Source organism: Cellulosilyticum sp., assembly GCF_982396655.1.
In genome coordinates, this window is the sequence record NZ_CEVXFV010000001.1 from 242,701 (window position 1) to 263,559 (window position 20,859).

The following is a 20,859-nucleotide window of genomic DNA, read 5'->3' on the forward strand; positions in this document are numbered from 1 at the left end:
AATTATGAATAACTAAATTTTATAAATGTGAAATCTATACGTTTATTATAAATACGCTTATTAAGAAAGGATAGTACCTGTCACTTATACAGTTGTACTATCCTTTTCATCCTCTTTAGCGTTTGACACTACTCATTCTTAAAAACTTCTGTAACAACAAATAAACTTTCTCCTGCCTTTGGCTGAAGCTCCTGATTTGAGCCTTCTAGACCAATCCATATTTCATGAATGCCTTTTAACCCAATTTGATTAAGTGGTAGTTTTCCTTCAATCGTATCCCCTACGTCAAAGAAGTCACTAACACGCTGTAACTTATTCCATTCCCAAGACTGACCATCTCCTGCATAATGATATAAATTACCTTGTTCAATCATATAGTCAATGCCTGCTGCTAACCACCCTGAGCCCTTATAGCCTGTTCCTGCTAATGGGTCAACATCGATATAAATCATATCCGCCTTAAATCCGATTTGACTTTGAATAAAGAAATAAAGGTCTGTCTCATCTAAGGCAAAGTATAAAATACCATCATTCGTCTTATTCTTCATAAGCGGTGTGACACTTAGCCAATCCGATTTATTTGTATCAATGACAATTGGACATTTTGGAATAAAGTTATAATTTCTTGTATGAATCATCTTCCATTCACTCCATGCCCCTTGATTACTGCCTTTAACACTGCATAAACGGTATGAATAAGTTATATTCGGATTTAAATTTCTAACACTTAAGCGAATATTCTCCTCTTCATCTGGCATCACTTTATATGTTGTATCATTAAACTCAACCATATAATAATCTGCATTTCCTTGTAAAGACAATGTCACCGTTTGAAGTGTTGCTAAACTACTTTGCACAGTTGGCGGTTTTAAAAGTGAACTGTCAAATGTTAGGTTTACCGTTGGTGCTGTCATCATACCTTCTTCTTGTGATAAGTAAATTTCCTCACGAATGCCCACACCTAGCTCAAAGTCATCCTCTATACTAAGCATTGCCTTTGGAATAATCATTTCTACAAAATCTGGCAGAGGCGCTGTTTCTTCTAAAAGCGCTATAGAACTTTCAGCTTCTCCTAAATACAACCAGCTCCAATCCTCGCCACTTCCACTATAACCATACACACTTGTTCCATCAATAATGTAATCTGCGCCATTGTCCATAAAGACCTCTAACTTATAGCCTGTCGTCTCTTCCATATCACTATCAATGAAAATCTGTGTCTCTTTTCCTTCGCCTTTAATGCAGACATAGAGATTTTCTTTATCTTGTGCAACTTTCAGTTCAATCTCATCTGCCTTTGTATAAGTTGGGACCACCTCCCAATCCTCAAGGTTGCCATCAATCTCTATGTAGCCAGATATATGCTGCATAGGCTGCAAGCTTATGGTACATGGTTTACTAAAACTTCCTTTAATTTCTCCCATAATAGGACGCACACTGATTTCATATGTCCTTCCGAGTTGCAAGTGCTTAATACGATAGCTATTTTCTTTTGTTGTGCCTAAGATTATAGCATTTAAACGCACTTCATAGGCTGTTGCAAACATGACTTCTTCAAAGTTTATAAGTACATTTGTTATACCCGTCTTACTACTCACTTCAGTATTCATCCAAGATGTATTTGGTACAAACTTTGTCCATGAAATTTGCATTGTCTCACTTGTGGCTGGCATAAGTGTTTCCTGTGCATCATTATAACCTAAACCATATGGTTTAACGCCGCTTATCCCAATGTCAGCTTTATCTATAATGACTTCCACGCCTTCTTGCGTCTTTCTATAACGTGCATTTCCGACTTCCTGCCATTTCCAGTTGCTGCCATCACCTATATACTTATAAACACTTTCGCCATCTACAAGGACATCCGCCCCGCCATAGGCAAAACCTGCGACCTGATAACCTGTTGTCCCATCTAAATCTGTATCTAAAAAGAAGCATGCCCCCTCACCATTTACACCTGAAGCTGCAAGTGCAATTTGAGTATCACTTTGTGCGCTATACAAACGCTTTTCACCCTTTTGATACACAAGACTAGCATTTGACCAATCACTAATCTTGCCATCTAGTACTAACTTGCGACTTTCAGTCTGCATGGTAATAGGTTTTGTTGTCACCTTCACAGTTTCTTTGATTTCATCTGTCTTTTGAATCACATAGGTATGTGTATTTCCAGGTATTACATTTTGATGAATATAGGTATAGACACCTTCTTTAAAAGTAAAATCGTTTACTTTTTTACCATCTACCTCTAAAATATAATCTGTTTTTTCATCTTCCCAATGTAAAACAACTTGATTCCCATAAGTTAATGCATAGTTATAAATAAGTGCTATCTGCTGAGATGCAATTTCTTTGTTTTCATCCATAAGTACTTGAAGTGGCTGGCTCCACTCACCCACCATCTTAAAACGCTTAGGACGTACACGATATGTATAGCTCATATTTTCTATGCTTTCTTCTTGCAAATATGTATTTTCAAATACCTCAGCTACAATCTGACCATTGACCTCTACTTCGTAGCCTATGGCATCTGCAACTTCTTCCCAGCTTAAATATATACCTTCTTCTGTATTCTTAACGCTCAAATTAGTCGGCCTATCTAGATTAACCTTTGTTCTTTTACCTTTATGAACGCCTCCTGATAATGGTTCATAAGCGCTGATTTCACTTGTCATCACTTCAGCTTCTTCCACATTATCATCATTCATATAAATATAAGCCCCAATAGATACTAAAGCTATACTAAGCCCTATAAATGGTAAGCATCTTCTTATATTAATTTTTCTCCAAGCCATGTGAATATACCCTTTCTTTCCTTTACAATAATAGGTTTTGCACAGAATGTATGATAGTCTAACTCTTTGGTGTACTTATGCATTCTAAAGAAAGCGACATAAAGGGCTAGCGTTGCGCCTAGGAAAAACCCAAACCCATGATAACTATACTTATAATTCATGCCAAACAATGTAAATAGGCCTACGCCTACCACAAAGCAAAAGGCAATAAGTGCTGCATCCTTTCGATTATCATAATAAAGCAGTAATAAAATTATAATGTACATCATACTACAGCTAAAGCTTCCTAAAAGTAACATTAAAAATGTTTGTAATAACATTTGCGATGCACCAAATTGAGAAAGTAACATATAGCCAGCTAAAGCAAATCCAATCATCACTAAAATCTGTACTTCTGCAATATTTCTAAGTTCTTCCCATAAAGTCTCAATCATTGCTTTTTTAGCATGCTCTACTTCATTATATGTTCCGCCATGAAGGATTAAGCTGTAGTAATTATCATAGTGATCATAGAAACTTGTCTCTGTACGTACCACAAAATATACCATCGTTGGAAGCATTGCCATAAATGCAAAAAATGCTGGTGTATCATATGTCGGTGCAATATAGTAAGTTTCTCTTACTACCATACCTTGACTGCTTCTCCAATAAATAAAATTATGAAGATATAATCCTAAAGTATAAAATAAATTGCAGAAAAATAATCCTGGATATTTTTCAAAATAGCTTAAGAAGCCAAAGACTTTAGCCCCTTCTTTTTGTTTACCCATAAAACGTACAATATTAAGTAATAAACAAAGTAAGAGAATTAAAAAGCCAATATTCATGCTCCCCATTGTAACAAGTGCCATATCTTTAACTTTTAAGATTAAACATACGCCAAAAATGCCCACTGTTACAAAGAAGCCTAAAAGATACGCTATAATTATTTTTCTATAATCTTTTAAAGCAGATAAATAAATTGTGAGTATCCAGATAATGGTCATTTCTAATGTAAAGGTATATGCCAACAGTTTAAATGAAAATGCTAAGGGTGACTTGAAATAAAATACACCTGCAACAACTGCTGTAATTGGCAAGCATATCAGAATAATCCCATATAAAGAAGGCATGATATTCTCATAAGCCTTCTTAAAGATTTGGTCTGCCACATACCTTGTCATCACCATTGTAAAACCTGAAGTAATAATTTGTGAAAATACAAAAGCATACACAATAGCACTTGTTATCACCTGACGCTCTGCTAAATAAATGCCCTGTATCTTTAAAAGCCATTGCAATATAAAAATCGTACTCATCGCAATTATTGCTGGACCTACCGTTACTACAGCCGAAAACGAATAAGCTTTCATATTTTGCAGAAGGCCTTCTTTATTAAATAACTTTTTAAGTTCAAAACCAATCCCTGCCATCTTTCCTCCTATGCCTTACTACGATGAAGTCGTTTATAAATGTCCTTATAAGATTCAATAAAAGCTTCTTTCGTATAATATTGCCTAACACGTTCAAAAGCAATTTGTCCCATCTCTTCACGTAGTTGTTTATTATGTCCTAATTTGACAAGAGCCTGTGCTAATTTCGCTTCATCCATAATCGGTACTACAACGCCGGCATCGCCTAAATCATCACCTTCAGCGCCATATAAAAGTTCACTACAGCTTCCTACCTGTGTTGTAATACAAGGCTTCTTAGCTGCCATAGCTTCAAGTACGGCTAAAGGCTGCCCTTCACTAATGCTTGTTAGTAGATTAACATCCATATTGCCTAAGTACTCTGCCACATTAACTGACCCAGTAAAAATAACATCTGAAATCCCAAATTCCTCTATAAGCATCTGACATTCTTCATAGTATTTAGGCTCTTCATCCATAGGCCCCATAATATAAAGTTTCGCATGAGGAATTTCTTCTTTTACAAGTCCAAAGGCGCTAATCATTGTTTTAATATCTTTAATAGGTACAATACGTACAACTGCACCAATATTATAGCTCCCATCGTCTTCCCAAGTTCTTTTGACATTTTCAAAGCGACTAATTTCTACGCCATTAGGTATAATTGATATTTTCTCTGGTGCACAACCTAATTCAATCTCAATTTTACGGTTCAGGTTAAATAAGGTAATCACTTCATCTGCATAGTAATATGAAAGACGCGATAAATTATAGAAGAAATGAATCCATTCATCTTTAAAATGTCCTTTTACCCACTCTGCCTTGATAATTTCTTCTTCACGTTCTCTTGCATAAATACCATGCTCTGTTAAAATATATGGCTTCTTATAAACTTGCTTACCAATAGCACCTATTAACCCGCCATATCCCGCACTTACACTATGATATACATCTGCCTCTGGAATCTCCTGACGAATAAGATATAGCATTGGAAGTAACATAGAACGCATAGTCCAGAAAAAGTCATTAAATGGCATATCTTTAAAATGACTCACGCAAATCTCTGAAAGCAAATCAAAAAATTGTTTGCTCATAAAGATATCCATTACGCTTTTAACCTTTACACCACGCATAAATTCTATAAGCAGTGGCCAATTAACAGATTCATCACTCATTAAATCTCTAAAAGCTTTAATATACTTTTCTTCAATTTTTAAATTACGAATACGTCCTTTGGTTTCTAGCTTGTAAATTTCATCTAAGAAAACTTCTTTAACTTCTATGACATTTTCAGGAAGTTCATATTTATATTGTCCTCTTGACTCTTCTTTTGCACCTATGGCATAAATAATAAATTCATGCTCTGGCATGTTTCTAATCAACATATTAATCCAAGAAGACACACCACCTGTTACATAAGGATAACTGCCTTCACATATGATACAAATTTTCAAGCTATTTCACCTCCTCTAATGCAATGCTAAACTCTGGACTTTGTGTATAAACCCAATAAACATTTTCATCAATTTTCTTTGTACTACAGTTTTGAGTTGCTGTAATTTTCTTATCTGTTCTTAAGATAAAATACATGTCTTTTCTAAAGTTATTACAATATCCGTAAATACCTGTTTCATCCTGTGTCAAATACACATTCGTCTCTAAGGATTTTTGAAGCTCAGTCGCAGCATCTGACACTTTAAAAGCACGTAGCCAGCTAAACTTCTCGTGAAGTTCCTTAAAGATATTGTTATATGTGATTGTTAACTCTTCCCAAGGTTGCCCTGCATTACGGTCCTCACTTAATACATCATCTGGATGAATGAAGTGTGAGATAATCCCATGTAAACTGATGCCATTATAAATATCCCATTCACTATTTGGTTCTTCCATATAACCGGAGCTTATACGTGGAAATTCAATAATTCCATCTTCTGCAACTTCAAACTCCTGATTATACGTTCCTTTTCCTTCATTTTCACCATATAATCCACAAATGACCTTAAGATCTGGTGCAACTTTAGGAATAATTTGTCTTATTTCCCGGGAAAGAATATTGGAAGGCGCCACATAGCTTCTAAATTCATAATCTGGGAATACTTCATTTACAAAGCGATAGATTTCCTTCCAGGCTGCTGCTACATCTTCTTCGCTTTCCCAAACATTATAATCTTCTTCCATAACATCTTTTTCATCATAACTGAAGGACTGATGGTTAAACCCATGAATCCCCATCTCTCCGCCGTTTTGCAATAATTCTTGTCCAAAGTAAAATAAACTATCTTCTGCAGTTACATTATCGCCTATAAATGGTGCATGGACATTGTCTGCATAACATTCAATAACTGTTCCTGAATAAAGCATATTATAATTCTTAGCTGTATTTAGTATAGATGGCCACCAAATATTCCTATAAAACTGCTCTACAGACATATTTAAATTATTATAAGCTTCTCCCATCTTCTTCTCTGGTACTGGTGATGGGAAATCATCAATAAAGTTAACTTTTGCATTAACAATAGGATATATAAAATCCTCTGACATTAAACTAATCGTACCTAATATATAGCCACGACTCTTCGTGTCATTAAACATGGTTGTATTATTGATAATGATTTTACCTTGTCCCCAGTTATTTTCCCAAAGGAGTGGCAACCCACTTGTCGCTCTTGCATGGACTACTGCCGATTCAGTCAAATCCACTTCTAGACAAGAATTACTCATAAACTCGTCATCTGTTGCAAAGCCTTTTCCTTGAATAAGAATATTTGATAAAAGATGCATACCTGTTTCATCAACTACATCATATAGCTTTTGAATCCCCAATGCGTCTTCATATTGCCCAAAATATTCTCCACCCATGGGACGTACTGCGAATAATAAACTCCCACCATGTTCTGCATAGCTAAATAATGCCTCTATCTTTATGCCTTGATCCAAATCTTCAAAACAGATAATAATACCAGTAGGCTCATAATTTAACCCCTCAAAAGCCTTAGCTTCTACAACTTCATAAGCCTTCTTAGCATATTCTAAGACTTTAACAATATTGTCCTTTGTACTTATACTTAATGCATCAGTTTCATCATAAAGAAGCAGATATTTATCTTGCACCAACTCATTAATTTCTTCCTCCGTCAGACTATTTTGCACCTCATAATCTTCTACTGTGCTATAGCTATTGGTACTGTAAATTACCTTTGCCAAATAATCTGATTGAAAAGATAATAACCCAAAGCCAATCAAGGTTATGGTTAATATAAATGTCAATAAAACCTTCTTCTGATTCACGCCATACCTCCTAGCCAAAATCTCATATTTTGAAGTCCTTCTCTTGATAATGTAACCGCTGAGTATCTCAGTTCCTCCATCACTTCTTTAAATGAGTCATGATTCTTTGTAACATAATAGTAATGCATTAAACAAAGATAAGGTTCTTCTGTTTCTTCATAAGCTTCTTTAAATGCCGTGCAATAGGTATACGCCTTCTCAAATTCGCCGCGTCGCATCTCACACTTTATTTTCTCCTCATAGTACCTTGCAGTCGTTCTTCCTTCATGAATTAATCGTTCAAGCACTTTTGCATAGGTTGCTTCTAGATAACTTAAACGCTTTTCATCATTTAAACCACTTTGAATACTTACTTCTAGTACTGCTGCATACTCTTCCAATACATTTAAATCATTTGGTGCTTCCTTGAGCTTAGCGCCTATCTTCTCTATGGCCTTATGAAAGTCATCCTTGATTTCCATTAAAGCAACCGCCGCATAATGGCTTGCCTCTGTATCCTCATCTTGCAGGGCAACTTTTAACGGTTCAATATATTTCGTTTTATCTTCTCTAAGCATACCAATTAGTACTTCTTTTTTAATCTTTGTATCATTTAGTGCTAATGCTTCAGATACAGCTACAATTCTTTCTACTTTTTCTAAGGACTCTACTTGCCTATGGCTTACATCCGGTGCCTCCTCTAAATAGGCTACCTTCCCTACCTTATTACCTAATAGTTTATCAATCAAATAATAGCCTATGACAAAAAGTAAACCTACACCTGGCATCAATGCGCCTATGCATCCTAAAAAAATAGCTTTTGGTTTATCTTTCCAACAAAGTATTACAACAACTAATGTCAAGAGCAAATTTAAAGCAATGAATTTCATTAGGCACTCACTCCTTTATATGGTGTTACCTCAATACCCTTTGCACTTAACCTTCTCATAATTGGCTGGCTATTTTGTGCATCACTGTTAGAAAGCATAATATAGAGCTCGCCTTGTTCACTTGCTCCTATATAGTCTGTATCACGAATACATTTTTTCACTTCTGATGCTGTTTTCTCCAACGTATGTGACCCTTCTTCAACCTTTAATATTGTATATGGAATATTAAACTGTGTTTTTGCTTTTTGCTTGTTTTTAATAATCTCACCAAAGTATTCCATGCGGATTATTTTTTCTTCTCCAATATATTTTTTCCCTTCAATAGCTGCCTCATAAGCTAAAGCCTGTGAAATAGCATTTTGAATAAGCCCTACGGCCACTCTAAAGAAGTTTTCATAATATAATGTTAAGCTTTCAAAAGGCACATCATCTATAACTGCCACAGCAATGACTTCATTATTATAAATAATAGGTGCCATCATCATTGGCAGTACAGGATTAAGTGCATAATTGACAAACACCTCACCTGTTTCAAATAAGTCTTCTAATGCCTTAAATTCATTAACCTTAAGTGAAGCTGGCAAATTACTTGCCACACCCTTTGAACGTGCAATAAGGCGTAAAAAAGTCTTATCTTTATTACATTTATAAATCGATACAGATTGTGTTTTTAAAAGTTTTTCTAGTGTATGTACTGCCCCAAAATAAACGTCTTCTACTAATAGACTATTTAATTCTTTAGAGAGCTTATAAATCTTACCTAAACTATCATCTGTATTTAAAATTTGATTTTGAAGTTCATCTTTTAAGGCAGCTGTTTGATCACAAACCTCTTCCATAAAGTTTTGCTTATCCCTTGATACGTCTAAATCATTTTTTAAGTTTTCGACTTCTCGTCGTTTGTTGTCTACAACATAAGCTGTTACAATCCCAACCATAACATAAATTAAAAGCTGTATAATATGACCTTGATTATATACAACTCCTGCTAAGTCCGGGCTAATATTCAAATAAACAACTACATAAGAAAAACATGCTAAAAATATAGCAATAATGCCTTGGCGCATACCATAGGCCATACTTATTAGGAAAATATAAATTAAATTAAAATCTAATGGAAAGACATTATACCTAAGCGTATTGTCTTTTGTTTGAAATGCAATTAAAAAAGTAATTAAAAAGAAAAGAATATTTTCCCCATAAGGTAAAAGTGTTTCAAATCTCTTAAAGAAAGATTTTTTCTCTACCTCGTTATCTATTTTCCAAAAATCTCCATTTTTCTTGTACCAACTAACGGTTTTTTTCATTCCCGTTTCTAAACTATACTTAGGTTCCCAGCCTTGTAAAGTTTTTTCATTTAAATTAAATACACCGATTTGTTTATGTTGTACAACTTTATAAATCGCATCAACAACATCATCTATGTAATAATATGTCGTTTGTTTAGGCTTAAATGGCATCTCTCGTCCATTCATTATACTGCCTATATAATCTCTCATCTGTACTTCTAGTTCTTCCTTTTTGGCCCCAGGGCCATAAATATTTCCTGGAATAATAGTTGTAAGATTTAAACTCACATCACGACCTATGCTTTGACTACTATTTATAAGTACCTCTTTCAAGAGGGTATATAAATTCTCTTGTGCGTCTTTTACACATGGCATATATACGAATTGCTTAATTTTATACTTCATTCCTAAATCAACTAATGCTGCAAATGTTCTAAAACGCTTTTCAGCTTCTTGTTCCTGCCTATTTTCAATATGAATTACGATATCGAATTTACTATTTTTAAAAATCCTATCGTATTTTTCCAAATTTCCATCTACATGATAACACTTAAATTTTTCTTTAATGCCCTTTGGTACATTGTCTTTAAGTGCATCTTCTGTAGCATCGCTTATTAAAGTTATTTGACAGCCTTCTTTATGAAACCTTCTAGCCGCAAACTGACTTATAAAGCTATAACCCCCTGTAATTAATACATTCATGTCCCACCTCACCAGTAATATATATTGTTAATTTAAAAATTTTTCACACAATTATTTTTTTAAAAATTGTGCAAAATCATTGACGCAAGTCAATTACTAAATATATATTAGTATATATTGGCAAAAATTAAAAGGAGGAAATACAAATAAAATGAAAAAAATTGTTTCTTTATGTATTATTTTGTTGACATGTTTAGTCTTTTCTAGTTGTCTTTCAGCTACCAATACCTCTGGTGTACCCACGCGCTATGGTGTGTTCATAGGTATGGAACCTAAAGATATGGAAAAACTTTATACGTATGAAGAAGTTGTCATTGATGCAGCTTACTTTACTAAAACAGACATTGAGACACTTCATCAAAATGGTGTCACTGTCTATAGCTATATTAATTTAGGTTCCATTGAAAACTTCCGTGATTACTATGATGATTTTGTGAGCCTTACTTTAAGTGATTATGAAAATTGGCCTGAAGAACGTTGGATTGATGTTTCTAATCCCAAATGGCAGAATTTCTTCATTCATACAATGGCCAAAGAACTCGTCGAAAAAGGGATTGATGGGCTCTTTATTGATAATGTAGATATTTATTACCTTTATCATACAGAAGCCATGTATAACGGTATTAAAGAGACCCTTTTAGGACTTAAGAAAACTTATGATAATATTCCTATCATCATTAATGGTGGCTACGAATTTATCGAAACTTCTTTAGAAAATGAGTTAGATTTAACGACTCTTATAGATGGTATCAACCAAGAAAGCGTATTTGCAGCCATTGACTTTGAGAATAATTGTCTCACTAAAAATACACTTGAAGAACGTATGCAGCTTTTAGACTACTTTGAACGTGTTCATGAAAAAGGTGTCGCAATTTATATCATTGAATATACAAAATCTAATGCGTTAATCAAGGAACTTCAGTCTTATTATGCCAAAACGGACTACGCCTATTATGTCAGTTCAAACATTGAATTACAGTAAGTTTTATATTGACCTTTTCCAAAATATACTATAAACTGTTTAGTATAATTAATTAAATTTTTTAAATATTTTGGAGGTAGTAATATGCTAAGTGAGTCTCTTGAGTTTTTAGCAAATTACTTATGGCAGCAATCTAATGCTAAAATTTATGAAGTGCTGTCGGAAGATGAGATTAAAGGATTTAGCATTAGTGATTACTATTATTTAACTGCAATTTATCACTTAAATGAACCAAACCTTGGCACCGTTGCGAGTGAACTTCATTTAACCAAACCTGCAATTTCTGCTTTAGTAAAGCGTTTAGAGCATCATAAGTTAATTGAAAAAACACAATCACAAGAAGACAAGCGTATTTTTACTTTAAAATTGACTCCAAAAGGACTGAATATGATACATAGTGACCCTAAACGCTATCAACACCTTGAAGAGGTGATTACTTCTGTAATCTCTCCTAGTGAAGTTCAGGCACTCTCCTGTCTTTTAGAGGTTATAGAAAAACTTATAAAAGGCGATTTACAATAAAATCATATTTAGAGGTTAGAAAAATGATTTTTCCTTATCTTATAATAGGCTTATTGATTACGCTAGTATTCGTAAACATATTTATTTTTTTAATTGATAGATGGATTAAGTTTATGCATTATAAACTCACTGGTACTGCTTATTATGTCCTATCTTTTATGATTGTCTTTATTGTAGGGACCTTATCAGGTATGTACATTATACGTACTATTTTATAGTTTATAAACAGAAATCTAATTTAAGAAAGGATACCACCGATGGGAAAAATGATGTCAATCTTAGAAAAATATAAGTTAGTGGAGAAAGAGGAAACTAAACTTTCACCTACTGAAAGCAGCTTAGATGAAAGCACAACTGTGACATCATCTGAAAAGGAAACATATACTTCTACTCCAATTCAAGAAGACGTTATATCTTCACCTATTGCAACGGAGCCAGACATACCTATGCCTATGTCTGAAGAACCCTCCAATGAAATACCGCCTGAGCCCCCCTTATATGATCATGCTATTAATATTGAAGATGTTTATAAGGATTCAGATTTAGGGCACATGGTACCTACTGAAACTGTATTTTTATTAGAAAACCTTATTAATGCTTTACCTGCAGAACTTCCTGAGTTTGTAAAAAAAACAACTATTGATAATATCGCTAAAGCCTCTGCAATTGATGTAGATAAACTTTTAACCGATGGGCAACGCCGTAATGCACATTTAGAGCACTTTATTAATGATTTTACAACTTCAAACCTAAAGGATATTGCAAATCTTAAGCAAGAGATTGAACAACTTTCAGCCTTAATAGCTAACTATCATCAGCAAATTAAATATAGAGAGCTTCTTATTCAAGAAGAAACTGATTTAATTACTGCTGAATCTCATCGTATCAGCACTATATTAGAGTTCTTTAAAAAATAATCTAGGCGACTTAAAGGGATGACTAAACATTATAGCGTTTTTATTTTTCAATTAGTTTGTTCAATAATAGCACTTGCTTTAGGTGTTGTTATCGGTACTTCTTTAGAGTTTGCAAGTTATAAAAATAAAGTATTTAAAAACATTTCTATTGGAGATGTTCCCATTGGCAGTGAATCTTTGGACACAGCTTATGAACGTGTAAATACTCATTATATGTCACAAAACACTAAACTTGCTTTGACACTTGAAGATAAGGTGCTTGAAATACCACTTGCCTCTTTTATTACTGGCACCAATATTAATGAGCTTATTGAAACAGCTTTTGCTTATAGTCAACATCTTTCACTTATAGAGCGTTATAAACTGCTTACTGATCAAGATACTAAAACCTTTGAAGTTGAATTCATCTATGATGAGGAGGCCATCAATCAATTTGTTGATGAATTTATTGCACTTGCTTCTAGGCCTAGTAAGGATGCTAAAATTCGCATCACCAGTACGGGTGATATGCTCAAAACGCCTGATATTTCTGGTATTATAATTGATTCATTAGCAGTAAAAAATGCAATTTATAAGTTACTTACACCTAACACATGTATCAATCAATTACAGTTTTTACATGTAGCAGCCTCTAATATACCTATTTTATTAGATATTGCTACCTTTACTACCAAGCTTCCAGCCCATCTTACTGCTGAAAGCTTAAATCAAATTGATGCCCGCGTTGCTTCCTTCTCTACAAGTTTTACACCTGGAACTGGAAGTGATATCAATATTGCTGTGGCTGCAAAAACGATTAATGGCACCTTACTCATGCCCGGCGAAAGCTTTAGCTACAATGAAGCGATTGGCAATACTACTTTGGACAAGGGGTATACTTATGCTACTGTTATCGTTAATTCACAGCCAACAAAAGGGGTAGGTGGTGGCGTCTGTCAAGTCTCTACAACTCTTTATAATGCGATCTTACTTACTGGCATATTACCGACAGAACGTAAGCCCCATTCTAGGCCTTCTAGCTATGTGCCATTAGGTTTAGATGCTACGATTGACTGGGGAAATATTGACTTCAAGTTTACAAATACGCTTAAATATCCCATCTATATTGTAGCCTATACCACAGCTTGTGAAGTTTATGTAGATATTTACTCTAATAAGCACTTACTTTCTACAACCTATAAATTAAATAGTGAAATACTTACCACCATGCCAAGTACGACACAATACATAAAAGATCCAAACCTGCCATCTGGTACAACGCAGCTTGTTTCTAATGGTGCCACGGGTTATCAGGTAAAGGTTTCTAGGGAAACTTATCAAAATGGAGCTTTAATTGATACAACTACACTTTATCAAGATACTTATGCAGCTGTTCCTACTATTTATAAGGTAGGGTCATAAATTTATAAATATGAAATCTATATTAAAAACAAGGAGATACCGCGAAATAAATTTCGTGATATCTCCTTGTTTTTTAAGGGCTAAAAAACGTAAACAAAAGTGATTGTCATTTTATGACAGCATTGTAAATATATTGCTATGCTTTGATAATTATTATATAATATCTTTGTAAAAAAATTACGATAAAACATACAATAGAGGTTGGTAAAATGATATTTTTATATCTTATCTTAGGATTATTAATCACTTTAGTATTGGTAAATGTATTAATTTTAGGGGTTAATGAGTGGGTTAAGTTTAAATCCTATAAACTTACTGGGGCTGCTTATTATATACTTTCCTTCATAATCATCTTTATTGTAGGTACATTATTAGGTACATATATCATATGTAAAATTTTATAAAATTTACGACATGTGCTAGTTAATCTTTAATTATGTAAAGGATAAATATGGTAATTATAGAAATTATAATATCCTTGCAATAATTAAACAGTAGTTCATTTATTAAAATATTAAATGTTTAATCTGTGTAGTTGCCTGATTACCAAGACATTTATTTATGAAACAACAGATATTATGTCCTAGGATTTTACTTTGAAGTCTAGCTTTTAGACCACTAAGAGAATTTGCTAGTACTTCATTAATATGAAATTGATTAGCTAACTGAGAAAAGGTCGTTTCAATACGTCTTCTATGTTTACTAATCCAATTTCTCAAGTCTTTTGGATAAGGATTTTTACTATTATTTCGTTTTAAGGCTAATAGTGTCAAGCCCTTTTCATTCTTTAAATTTTGAGCAAGTTCATCACCAATATAACCTTTATCACCTAGTACAATAGGTTGGTAAGTCGATTGAAACATCTCCCAAAGAATTGCCCTGTCATCTACATTTGCAGCTGTTATTTCAATATCAGTGATATAACCTTCTAAAGTAACTGCCGCATGAAGTTTTAAGCCGTAATAAGTTTCTTTTTTAGATGCACAGTAACCATAAGATGAAATATCCTTAAATCGCTTGCAAAAATGGGCTCTACCAAAGCCACATACAGGAATAGGCATACTATCAACAATGTAAATATCAGAATGGTTGTAACCGATATAGTTACAAATTTCCTTTCTGATTGCATTAATAACAGATTCAAGATTTCTTCTAGTGCGATTAAAACGTGTACGATGCCCTAGATTAGGAAATAGGTCCTTGAAATTTTTGTGAACATAGTTAAACCAAGCTTTTTCAGATGGCATACCATGAATTTCACCAACAATGGCAAGGGTTATAATTTCACTATCGGATAGCTTAGCTTCAGTATAATTACGCCTAAATTTAATATGATCAGGGATAATTTGCTGATAAATGTCATCAATAATAACGTAACAAACTAGAAAAAATTCTTTTAAATCTTCAATTTTATGGACAGAATAATATTTGAGCTCTAACATGTGATGTCCCCCCATTTTTAGTTTTAGTGTAAGGGTAAGATATCACATGCTTGGAGCTTATTCTACTTGTAAATTTAACTAGCACAACTCGTAAAATTTGCTTTAAGAAAGGACCAAAACATGGGAAAAATGATGTCAATCTTAGAAAAATATAAGTTAGTAGAAAAGGATGAAAAGCCATCAACACCTACTGCCAGTAATCAAGATGACTTAACACCGATGACATCATCTGAAAAGATTACACCTTCCCCTACTGTCGCGGAAGAACAAGTACCAGATGCTATCGAACCATCCATAGAATCTGCCCAAGAGGAAAAAATAATGTCAGATTATAACAAAACACCAAATACGACATCTAGTGAAACAACGCAATCGCCTAGTGTATATGACCATGCTTATAGCATTGAAGATGTTTATGTGCATTGCAATTTAGGTGACACTGCACCTACTGAAACAGTATTTTTACTTGAAAATTTAATTCATGCTTTACCATCAGAATTACCTGAATTTGTTAAGAAAACTACCCTTGATAATATTGCTAAGGCATCTGCCATAGATGTCAATAAACTTTTAGCAGATGGTGAAACGCGCAATACACATCTCAATCACTTTATTAATGAATTTACAACTGCAAACTTAAATGATATTGCAAACCTTAAGAAAGAAATCGAATATCTTTCTGCCCGCATTGCTGATTATCATCAACAAATCAAGTATAGAGAACTTCTTATTCAAGAAGAAACAACATTAGTAATGAGTGAATCAAACCGTATTCATAACATCCTGGAGTTTTTTAAGAAATAATAAGACATGCTTAACAATATAAAAAATAACTATAGAGTTTTTATTTTTCAATTAGGTTGTACCATAGGTGCCCTTAGTTTAGGTGCTCTTATTGGTACTTCTTTAGAGTTTGCAAGTTACAAAAATAAAGTATTTAAAAATATTTATATCGGGGAGGTTCCTATTGGTAATATATCATGGGAAACAGCATATGAACGTGTTCAAGCGCATTATATGTCAGACATTTTAAATACTGACCTTATTTTAAATTTAGAAGATACATCTTTAGAAATACCTATTTCTAACTTAATTACAGGTTCAAATATTACTGATGTACTCAAAACAGCCTTTGACTATAATGAAAATCTTTCTTTCATTGAAGGCTATAAACTGCTTACTGAAAAAGAGACCAAAAAGTTTCCTGTAAGCTTTATTTATAATGAAGATGCTATTAATGACTTCGTTCACCGCTTTACTACACTTGCTTCATGCGATAGTCAAAATGCTAGTCTGACCATAAGCCCTAGTGGAAAGATTGAACGAACTGCTGATAAATCTGGCGTTACTATCGATCAAAGTGCAGTGATACAGTCTATTTATAATCTACTGACACCTGAAGCTTGTTTAAGTGAGCTGCAAGAGGAGGCGCCAAAAGAGAGAACAACTATTACACCACTTGTCGTAGATGTTTCTCCCTTTTCATCATCAATTGCGCCAGCTATTACAAAGTCGAGCTTAGATACTGTAGATACCCTTGTTTCTTCGTTCTCAACTAGCTTTACACCTGGTACGGGCAGTGATATCAATATTGCTATAGCTGCCAAGAACATTAATGGCACACTACTCATGCCTGGAGAAACCTTTAGCTACAATGAAATACTTGGCAATACCACCTTAGATAAAGGCTATACCTATGCTACCGTTATTGTTAATTCACAACCTACTAAGGGGGTAGGCGGTGGCGTTTGTCAAGTTTCTACGACGCTCTACAACGCTATATTACATACTGGCATATTACCTACAGAACGTCGCCCTCATTCTAGGCCTTCTAGCTATGTTCCATTAGGACTAGATGCAACTATTGACTGGGGAAATATTGATTTCAAATTTACTAATACGCATCAATATCCACTTTATATTGTTGCTTATACAGACTCTAACAAAGTTTATGTCGATATTTATTCTAATAAGGACTTATTAAATACCACCTATAAATTTAAAAGTGAATTACTTAAAACCTTACCTAGTACAACTAAATATATTGCTGACTCTAGCCTTTCAAAAGGCACGACGCAGTTAGTCTCTAAAGGTAGTGAAGGTTATCAAGTGAAGGTTTCTAGGGAAACTTATACAGAAGGTACCTTAAGTGAGACACGTGTTCTTTATCACGATACCTATGCCGCTATTCCAACCGTCTATAAAATAGGTACATAAAACCAATACTATACATATTATCACAGCAACTAATTGCGATATGCAAAAGGAGTATTACCACACGCTTTAACAAGTATGGTAATACTCCCTTTTACATTATATCTTTAAATTATCTAGGGTTCTATGCCCTACTCCCTATTTTTCGCTTCTAAACTTTGTAATTTCTTCAAGTGTGGCATAAGATGCAATCGCCCCTTTACCTAATGTGCTATATCCTGCATAGTCATTGGCAAAGCTCAAGTATTCTCTAAGTGTTTCTTCACTTAATGATTTGATGTCATTCACGCTCACATGGTCTCTGCCTAATTCATAGAGGAATGAACCAATGAATGAATCTCCCGCACCTGTTGTATCCATTACTTTTACAACATTTCCTGGAATCGTAACATGTTTTGTCTTAGTGAAAACTTCTGCACCCTCTCCACCTTTTGTATAAATAATCATTTCAACATTACCAGTAAATAATTTTTCCTGTGCTACTGCAATATTGGTTTCACCTGTAATGAATTCTAACTCTTCATCTGAAATTTTAATCACATGGGCAAATGGTAAAAACTCTAAAATAGCTGTTCTACAGGCTTCTGGGCTTGACCACAGCGGTAAACGGACATTAGGGTCAAAACTAATGAGTCCGCCTTCGTCTAGTACATATTCAATGGCTTTTTGATGTGCACCTTTCATCGGTGATTCCACTAAATCTACTGAGCAAAAATGAAGGCCATAGCAATCCTTAAACCATTCTCTTTCAATTTGATCTGCGCTTAAAAGGAGGTCTGCACTTGGATTTCTATAAAATGAAAAATCTCTATTGCCATCTTCTTTTAAAGACACAAATGCAAGTCCTGTATTCGCTACCTTTGTTCTTAAGATATGTGTTGTATCCACACCTACCTCATTTAGCTCATCTATAATAAACTCACCAAAAGCATCTTCTCCTAATTGAGAAATAAAGCCCGCATGACCACCTAACTTAGCAATTGCGCCACATACATTAGCAGGTGCCCCACCCGCTACACGTTCAAAGCTTACAACTTCCTTTAAAGCACATCCCTTTTGACTTGGAATAAAATCAATAAGTGCTTCACCAATTGCAAAAATCTTCTTCATTCTAAATCCCTCTTTTCCAATGTCTATCTTATTTTTTATTAATCTACTACACCCTTATAACTCTTGTCTTTGCAATTATATCATGAAGTGTCTTTCCATCTTCACGTTTATTCATTAAAAATTGTGAAACAAGAATAAATCCTATACCGATAAAAGGAATCACATAAATCATTTTACTGATTTCTCTTATCAGTAGCTTAACAAAGCTAGGGTCTTCGTAAGTATCTGTAACAATTTTCATGCCGAGTATATACTTGCCAAATTGATACCCTTTACAAAAGGTAGGCATTAAGATTGCATAAGCTAAAAAGATAAAACTTATCATCACCAATGCCCTCTCCCTCGGTAACCCCACTTGCGTGAGCATCCCTAAACCTAAAGCATAAATACATATATTATCAATAAGTAATGCGCCTATACGACTACTTAGTTTGGTCTTCAATTTTCATCGCCTTCATTTCCCATAATTTTAAGCTTCCTTTAAGCCCTTTACCTTCTAGATGAATACCAAGTGCTTCTTTATTTGGATAGAAACGAGAAGCAAATACTTCTTCACCTTCATTTAAGAAAATCTCAAGTGCAGATGTATCCGCAAGTACTCTTAAACTTGTAAGTTTTTCTAGGCTTACGCTACGCTTATCTCTACCAAATCCACAAGCATCAAAGCTTAAGCTAAACACTTTTTCCTTAGCATCATAATATAAGCTTGTCCCTTCTCTAAGGGTAATATTTAAATCGCCTTCTAATTTTTCAATCTCTACTTGAAGCTCGAATGTTTCCTTTACTTGAAGCATTGCTTCTTCTTCTACTTGAAGGCTTACTTCATTTTGTCTTAAAGCCTCTAACTCCTCAACTGGATTTTGATGTAATTTGCCCTCTTTCATTGTAAGTACACGAGGTACAGTAAGGGCATGTTGCCAGCCATACTGCGTTGTTGGATTGCTATATAAGTCCTGAATATCAGGAAGTCCTATCCAACCGATTAAAATTCTTCTGCCTTGTTCGTCTACGAATGTTTGTGGGGCATAAAAATCAAAGCCGCGGTCTAATTCCTCAAATTCGCTTAAACTGTATCCCGCTTTTGTAATATCACCTTGTACCTTATAGTAGCCGCTTTGATAGATATTTTGATATTTAATCCCTTCCGCTGCAATACCTTGTGGTGATATAAGTAGCAACTTCTCACCCGCTAGCTCAACATAGTCTGGACATTCCCACATAAAACCAAACTTTTCTTTGCTTTTAATGATATTTTCAACTTTCCAGTTCACACGGTCAGAAGAGGCAAATACTATCACCTGTCCAACAGATTCTTGATCTCTTGCGCCTTGTACCATGTAATAAGTATCCCCAGCTTTCCATACCTTAGGGTCTCTGACATGACAACTCATATTTTCTGGATAATCTGCATTTTCCATAATCAGTTGTTTATGTTTAAAGTTTACGCCATCTTCACTTATAGCAAGTACTGTATTATGTCCTCTTCCTGCATTAATATAATCATAATCTCCAGCATACTTTACATTTCCTGTATAGTATAAATACATTTTATCTTCTTCAACCAAAGCAGAGCCCGAATAAACCCCATGACAATCATACGGCTGATCAGCAAAGAGCTCAGTGCCTTTATACTGCCAATTTATAAGGTCCTTACTTGTATAATGGCCCCAGAACTTAAGCCCACCTTCAGCATCAAAAGGTGCGTACTGGAAAAATACATGATACTCTCCCTTATACTGACAAAGCCCATTTGGGTCATTTAACCATCCTACCTTCGGCATTAAGTGAAACTTAAGTGCATACGGGTCACTTTTTACACGTTCCGATTCCTTCTCCTCTATTAAAAATGTTAACTTTCTTAAATCTTTCTGTAATGCATTCATTTTCGCCTTCTCCCTCTCTTATTACGCTCTAAAAGGTGTTACATTAGTCAAGCC

Annotated in this window: 16 protein-coding genes; 6 read left to right on the forward strand and 10 right to left on the reverse strand. The window is 34.3% G+C overall.

What is annotated here, in order from left to right:
• Positions 1 to 128: 128 nt before the first annotated feature.
• From AC1VAQ_RS01040 to AC1VAQ_RS01065, 6 genes are read right to left on the reverse strand one after another with little or no spacing between them, the layout of a single operon-like run.
• Positions 129 to 2,795: a hypothetical protein gene (locus tag AC1VAQ_RS01040; RefSeq protein WP_479903386.1), complete on the reverse strand. Its 2,667-nt coding sequence runs from the start codon at positions 2,793 to 2,795 to the stop codon at positions 129 to 131.
• Positions 2,771 to 4,207: an exopolysaccharide Pel transporter PelG gene (gene pelG / locus AC1VAQ_RS01045; RefSeq protein WP_302597990.1), complete on the reverse strand. Its 1,437-nt coding sequence runs from the start codon at positions 4,205 to 4,207 to the stop codon at positions 2,771 to 2,773. The genes AC1VAQ_RS01040 and pelG overlap by 25 nt, the downstream gene beginning before the upstream one ends.
• 8 nt (positions 4,208 to 4,215) lie before the next feature.
• Entirely contained in the window at positions 4,216 to 5,640 is a 1,425-nt protein-coding gene (gene pelF, locus AC1VAQ_RS01050; RefSeq protein ID WP_302597991.1) for a GT4 family glycosyltransferase PelF, read from the reverse strand.
• 1 nt (position 5,641) lies between these two features.
• Positions 5,642 to 7,474, reverse strand: a complete 1,833-nt coding sequence (locus AC1VAQ_RS01055; RefSeq protein WP_302597992.1) for a DUF2194 domain-containing protein — start codon at positions 7,472 to 7,474, stop codon at positions 5,642 to 5,644.
• Complete coding sequence (locus tag AC1VAQ_RS01060) at positions 7,471 to 8,343, reverse strand: hypothetical protein (protein WP_303244046.1); 873 nt, start codon at positions 8,341 to 8,343, stop codon at positions 7,471 to 7,473. Before AC1VAQ_RS01060 ends, AC1VAQ_RS01055 begins: the two co-directional genes overlap by 4 nt.
• Positions 8,343 to 10,334, reverse strand: a complete 1,992-nt coding sequence (locus AC1VAQ_RS01065) for an NAD-dependent epimerase/dehydratase family protein (RefSeq protein WP_479903387.1) — start codon at positions 10,332 to 10,334, stop codon at positions 8,343 to 8,345. The genes AC1VAQ_RS01060 and AC1VAQ_RS01065 overlap by 1 nt, the downstream gene beginning before the upstream one ends.
• Positions 10,335 to 10,485: 151 nt before the next feature.
• On the opposite strand from AC1VAQ_RS01065, the gene AC1VAQ_RS01070 reads away from it, so the two are divergent.
• The 4 genes from AC1VAQ_RS01070 to AC1VAQ_RS01085 all read left to right on the forward strand — a co-directional run bounded on the left by AC1VAQ_RS01070 (position 10,486) and on the right by AC1VAQ_RS01085 (position 14,156).
• A complete protein-coding gene (locus AC1VAQ_RS01070) occupies positions 10,486 to 11,316 on the forward strand; it encodes a glycoside hydrolase family 191 protein (RefSeq protein WP_303244044.1) in 831 nt (276 codons plus the stop codon).
• Positions 11,317 to 11,400: 84 nt separating this feature from the next.
• A complete protein-coding gene (locus AC1VAQ_RS01075; RefSeq protein WP_302597996.1) occupies positions 11,401 to 11,838 on the forward strand; it encodes a MarR family winged helix-turn-helix transcriptional regulator in 438 nt (145 codons plus the stop codon).
• Positions 11,839 to 12,095: 257 nt separating this feature from the next.
• Positions 12,096 to 12,755, forward strand: a complete 660-nt coding sequence (locus AC1VAQ_RS01080; protein ID WP_302597997.1) for a hypothetical protein — start codon at positions 12,096 to 12,098, stop codon at positions 12,753 to 12,755.
• A gap of 18 nt (positions 12,756 to 12,773) precedes the next feature.
• Entirely contained in the window at positions 12,774 to 14,156 is a 1,383-nt protein-coding gene (locus tag AC1VAQ_RS01085) for a VanW family protein (protein WP_302597998.1), read from the forward strand.
• Positions 14,157 to 14,662: 506 nt separating this feature from the next.
• Here AC1VAQ_RS01085 and AC1VAQ_RS01090 read toward each other — a convergent pair.
• Positions 14,663 to 15,598: an IS982 family transposase gene (locus AC1VAQ_RS01090; protein ID WP_479903393.1), complete on the reverse strand. Its 936-nt coding sequence runs from the start codon at positions 15,596 to 15,598 to the stop codon at positions 14,663 to 14,665.
• A gap of 120 nt (positions 15,599 to 15,718) precedes the next feature.
• Between AC1VAQ_RS01090 and AC1VAQ_RS01095 the strand changes: the two genes are divergently transcribed.
• Complete coding sequence (locus AC1VAQ_RS01095; RefSeq protein WP_303244043.1) at positions 15,719 to 16,402, forward strand: hypothetical protein; 684 nt, start codon at positions 15,719 to 15,721, stop codon at positions 16,400 to 16,402.
• 6 nt (positions 16,403 to 16,408) lie between these two features.
• A complete protein-coding gene (locus AC1VAQ_RS01100; protein WP_302598001.1) occupies positions 16,409 to 17,815 on the forward strand; it encodes a VanW family protein in 1,407 nt (468 codons plus the stop codon).
• A gap of 135 nt (positions 17,816 to 17,950) precedes the next feature.
• Here the strand turns inward: AC1VAQ_RS01100 and AC1VAQ_RS01105 are convergent, their stop codons facing one another.
• The 3 genes from AC1VAQ_RS01105 to AC1VAQ_RS01115 are packed head-to-tail and all read right to left on the reverse strand — an operon-like array spanning position 17,951 to position 20,805.
• Complete coding sequence (locus AC1VAQ_RS01105) at positions 17,951 to 18,922, reverse strand: carbohydrate kinase family protein (protein WP_302598002.1); 972 nt, start codon at positions 18,920 to 18,922, stop codon at positions 17,951 to 17,953.
• Positions 18,923 to 18,968: 46 nt separating this feature from the next.
• Positions 18,969 to 19,364: an RDD family protein gene (locus AC1VAQ_RS01110; RefSeq protein ID WP_302598003.1), complete on the reverse strand. Its 396-nt coding sequence runs from the start codon at positions 19,362 to 19,364 to the stop codon at positions 18,969 to 18,971.
• Positions 19,345 to 20,805: a glycoside hydrolase family 32 protein gene (locus AC1VAQ_RS01115; protein ID WP_302598004.1), complete on the reverse strand. Its 1,461-nt coding sequence runs from the start codon at positions 20,803 to 20,805 to the stop codon at positions 19,345 to 19,347. The genes AC1VAQ_RS01110 and AC1VAQ_RS01115 overlap by 20 nt, the downstream gene beginning before the upstream one ends.
• Positions 20,806 to 20,859 lie beyond the last annotated feature (54 nt).

Coding starts and splice junctions, on each gene's coding strand:
- AC1VAQ_RS01040 (WP_479903386.1), bottom strand. CDS start 2,795: ATGGCTTGGAGAAAAATTAATATAAGAAGATGCTTACCATTTATAGGG.
- pelG (WP_302597990.1), bottom strand. CDS start 4,207: ATGGCAGGGATTGGTTTTGAACTTAAAAAGTTATTTAATAAAGAAGGC.
- AC1VAQ_RS01060 (WP_303244046.1), bottom strand. CDS start 8,343: ATGAAATTCATTGCTTTAAATTTGCTCTTGACATTAGTTGTTGTAATA.
- AC1VAQ_RS01065 (WP_479903387.1), bottom strand. CDS start 10,334: ATGAATGTATTAATTACAGGGGGTTATAGCTTTATAAGTCAGTTTGCG.
- AC1VAQ_RS01070 (WP_303244044.1), top strand. CDS start 10,486: ATGAAAAAAATTGTTTCTTTATGTATTATTTTGTTGACATGTTTAGTC.
- AC1VAQ_RS01075 (WP_302597996.1), top strand. CDS start 11,401: ATGCTAAGTGAGTCTCTTGAGTTTTTAGCAAATTACTTATGGCAGCAA.
- AC1VAQ_RS01080 (WP_302597997.1), top strand. CDS start 12,096: ATGGGAAAAATGATGTCAATCTTAGAAAAATATAAGTTAGTGGAGAAA.
- AC1VAQ_RS01085 (WP_302597998.1), top strand. CDS start 12,774: ATGACTAAACATTATAGCGTTTTTATTTTTCAATTAGTTTGTTCAATA.
- AC1VAQ_RS01090 (WP_479903393.1), bottom strand. CDS start 15,598: ATGTTAGAGCTCAAATATTATTCTGTCCATAAAATTGAAGATTTAAAA.
- AC1VAQ_RS01095 (WP_303244043.1), top strand. CDS start 15,719: ATGGGAAAAATGATGTCAATCTTAGAAAAATATAAGTTAGTAGAAAAG.
- AC1VAQ_RS01100 (WP_302598001.1), top strand. CDS start 16,409: ATGCTTAACAATATAAAAAATAACTATAGAGTTTTTATTTTTCAATTA.
- AC1VAQ_RS01105 (WP_302598002.1), bottom strand. CDS start 18,922: ATGAAGAAGATTTTTGCAATTGGTGAAGCACTTATTGATTTTATTCCA.
- AC1VAQ_RS01115 (WP_302598004.1), bottom strand. CDS start 20,805: ATGAATGCATTACAGAAAGATTTAAGAAAGTTAACATTTTTAATAGAG.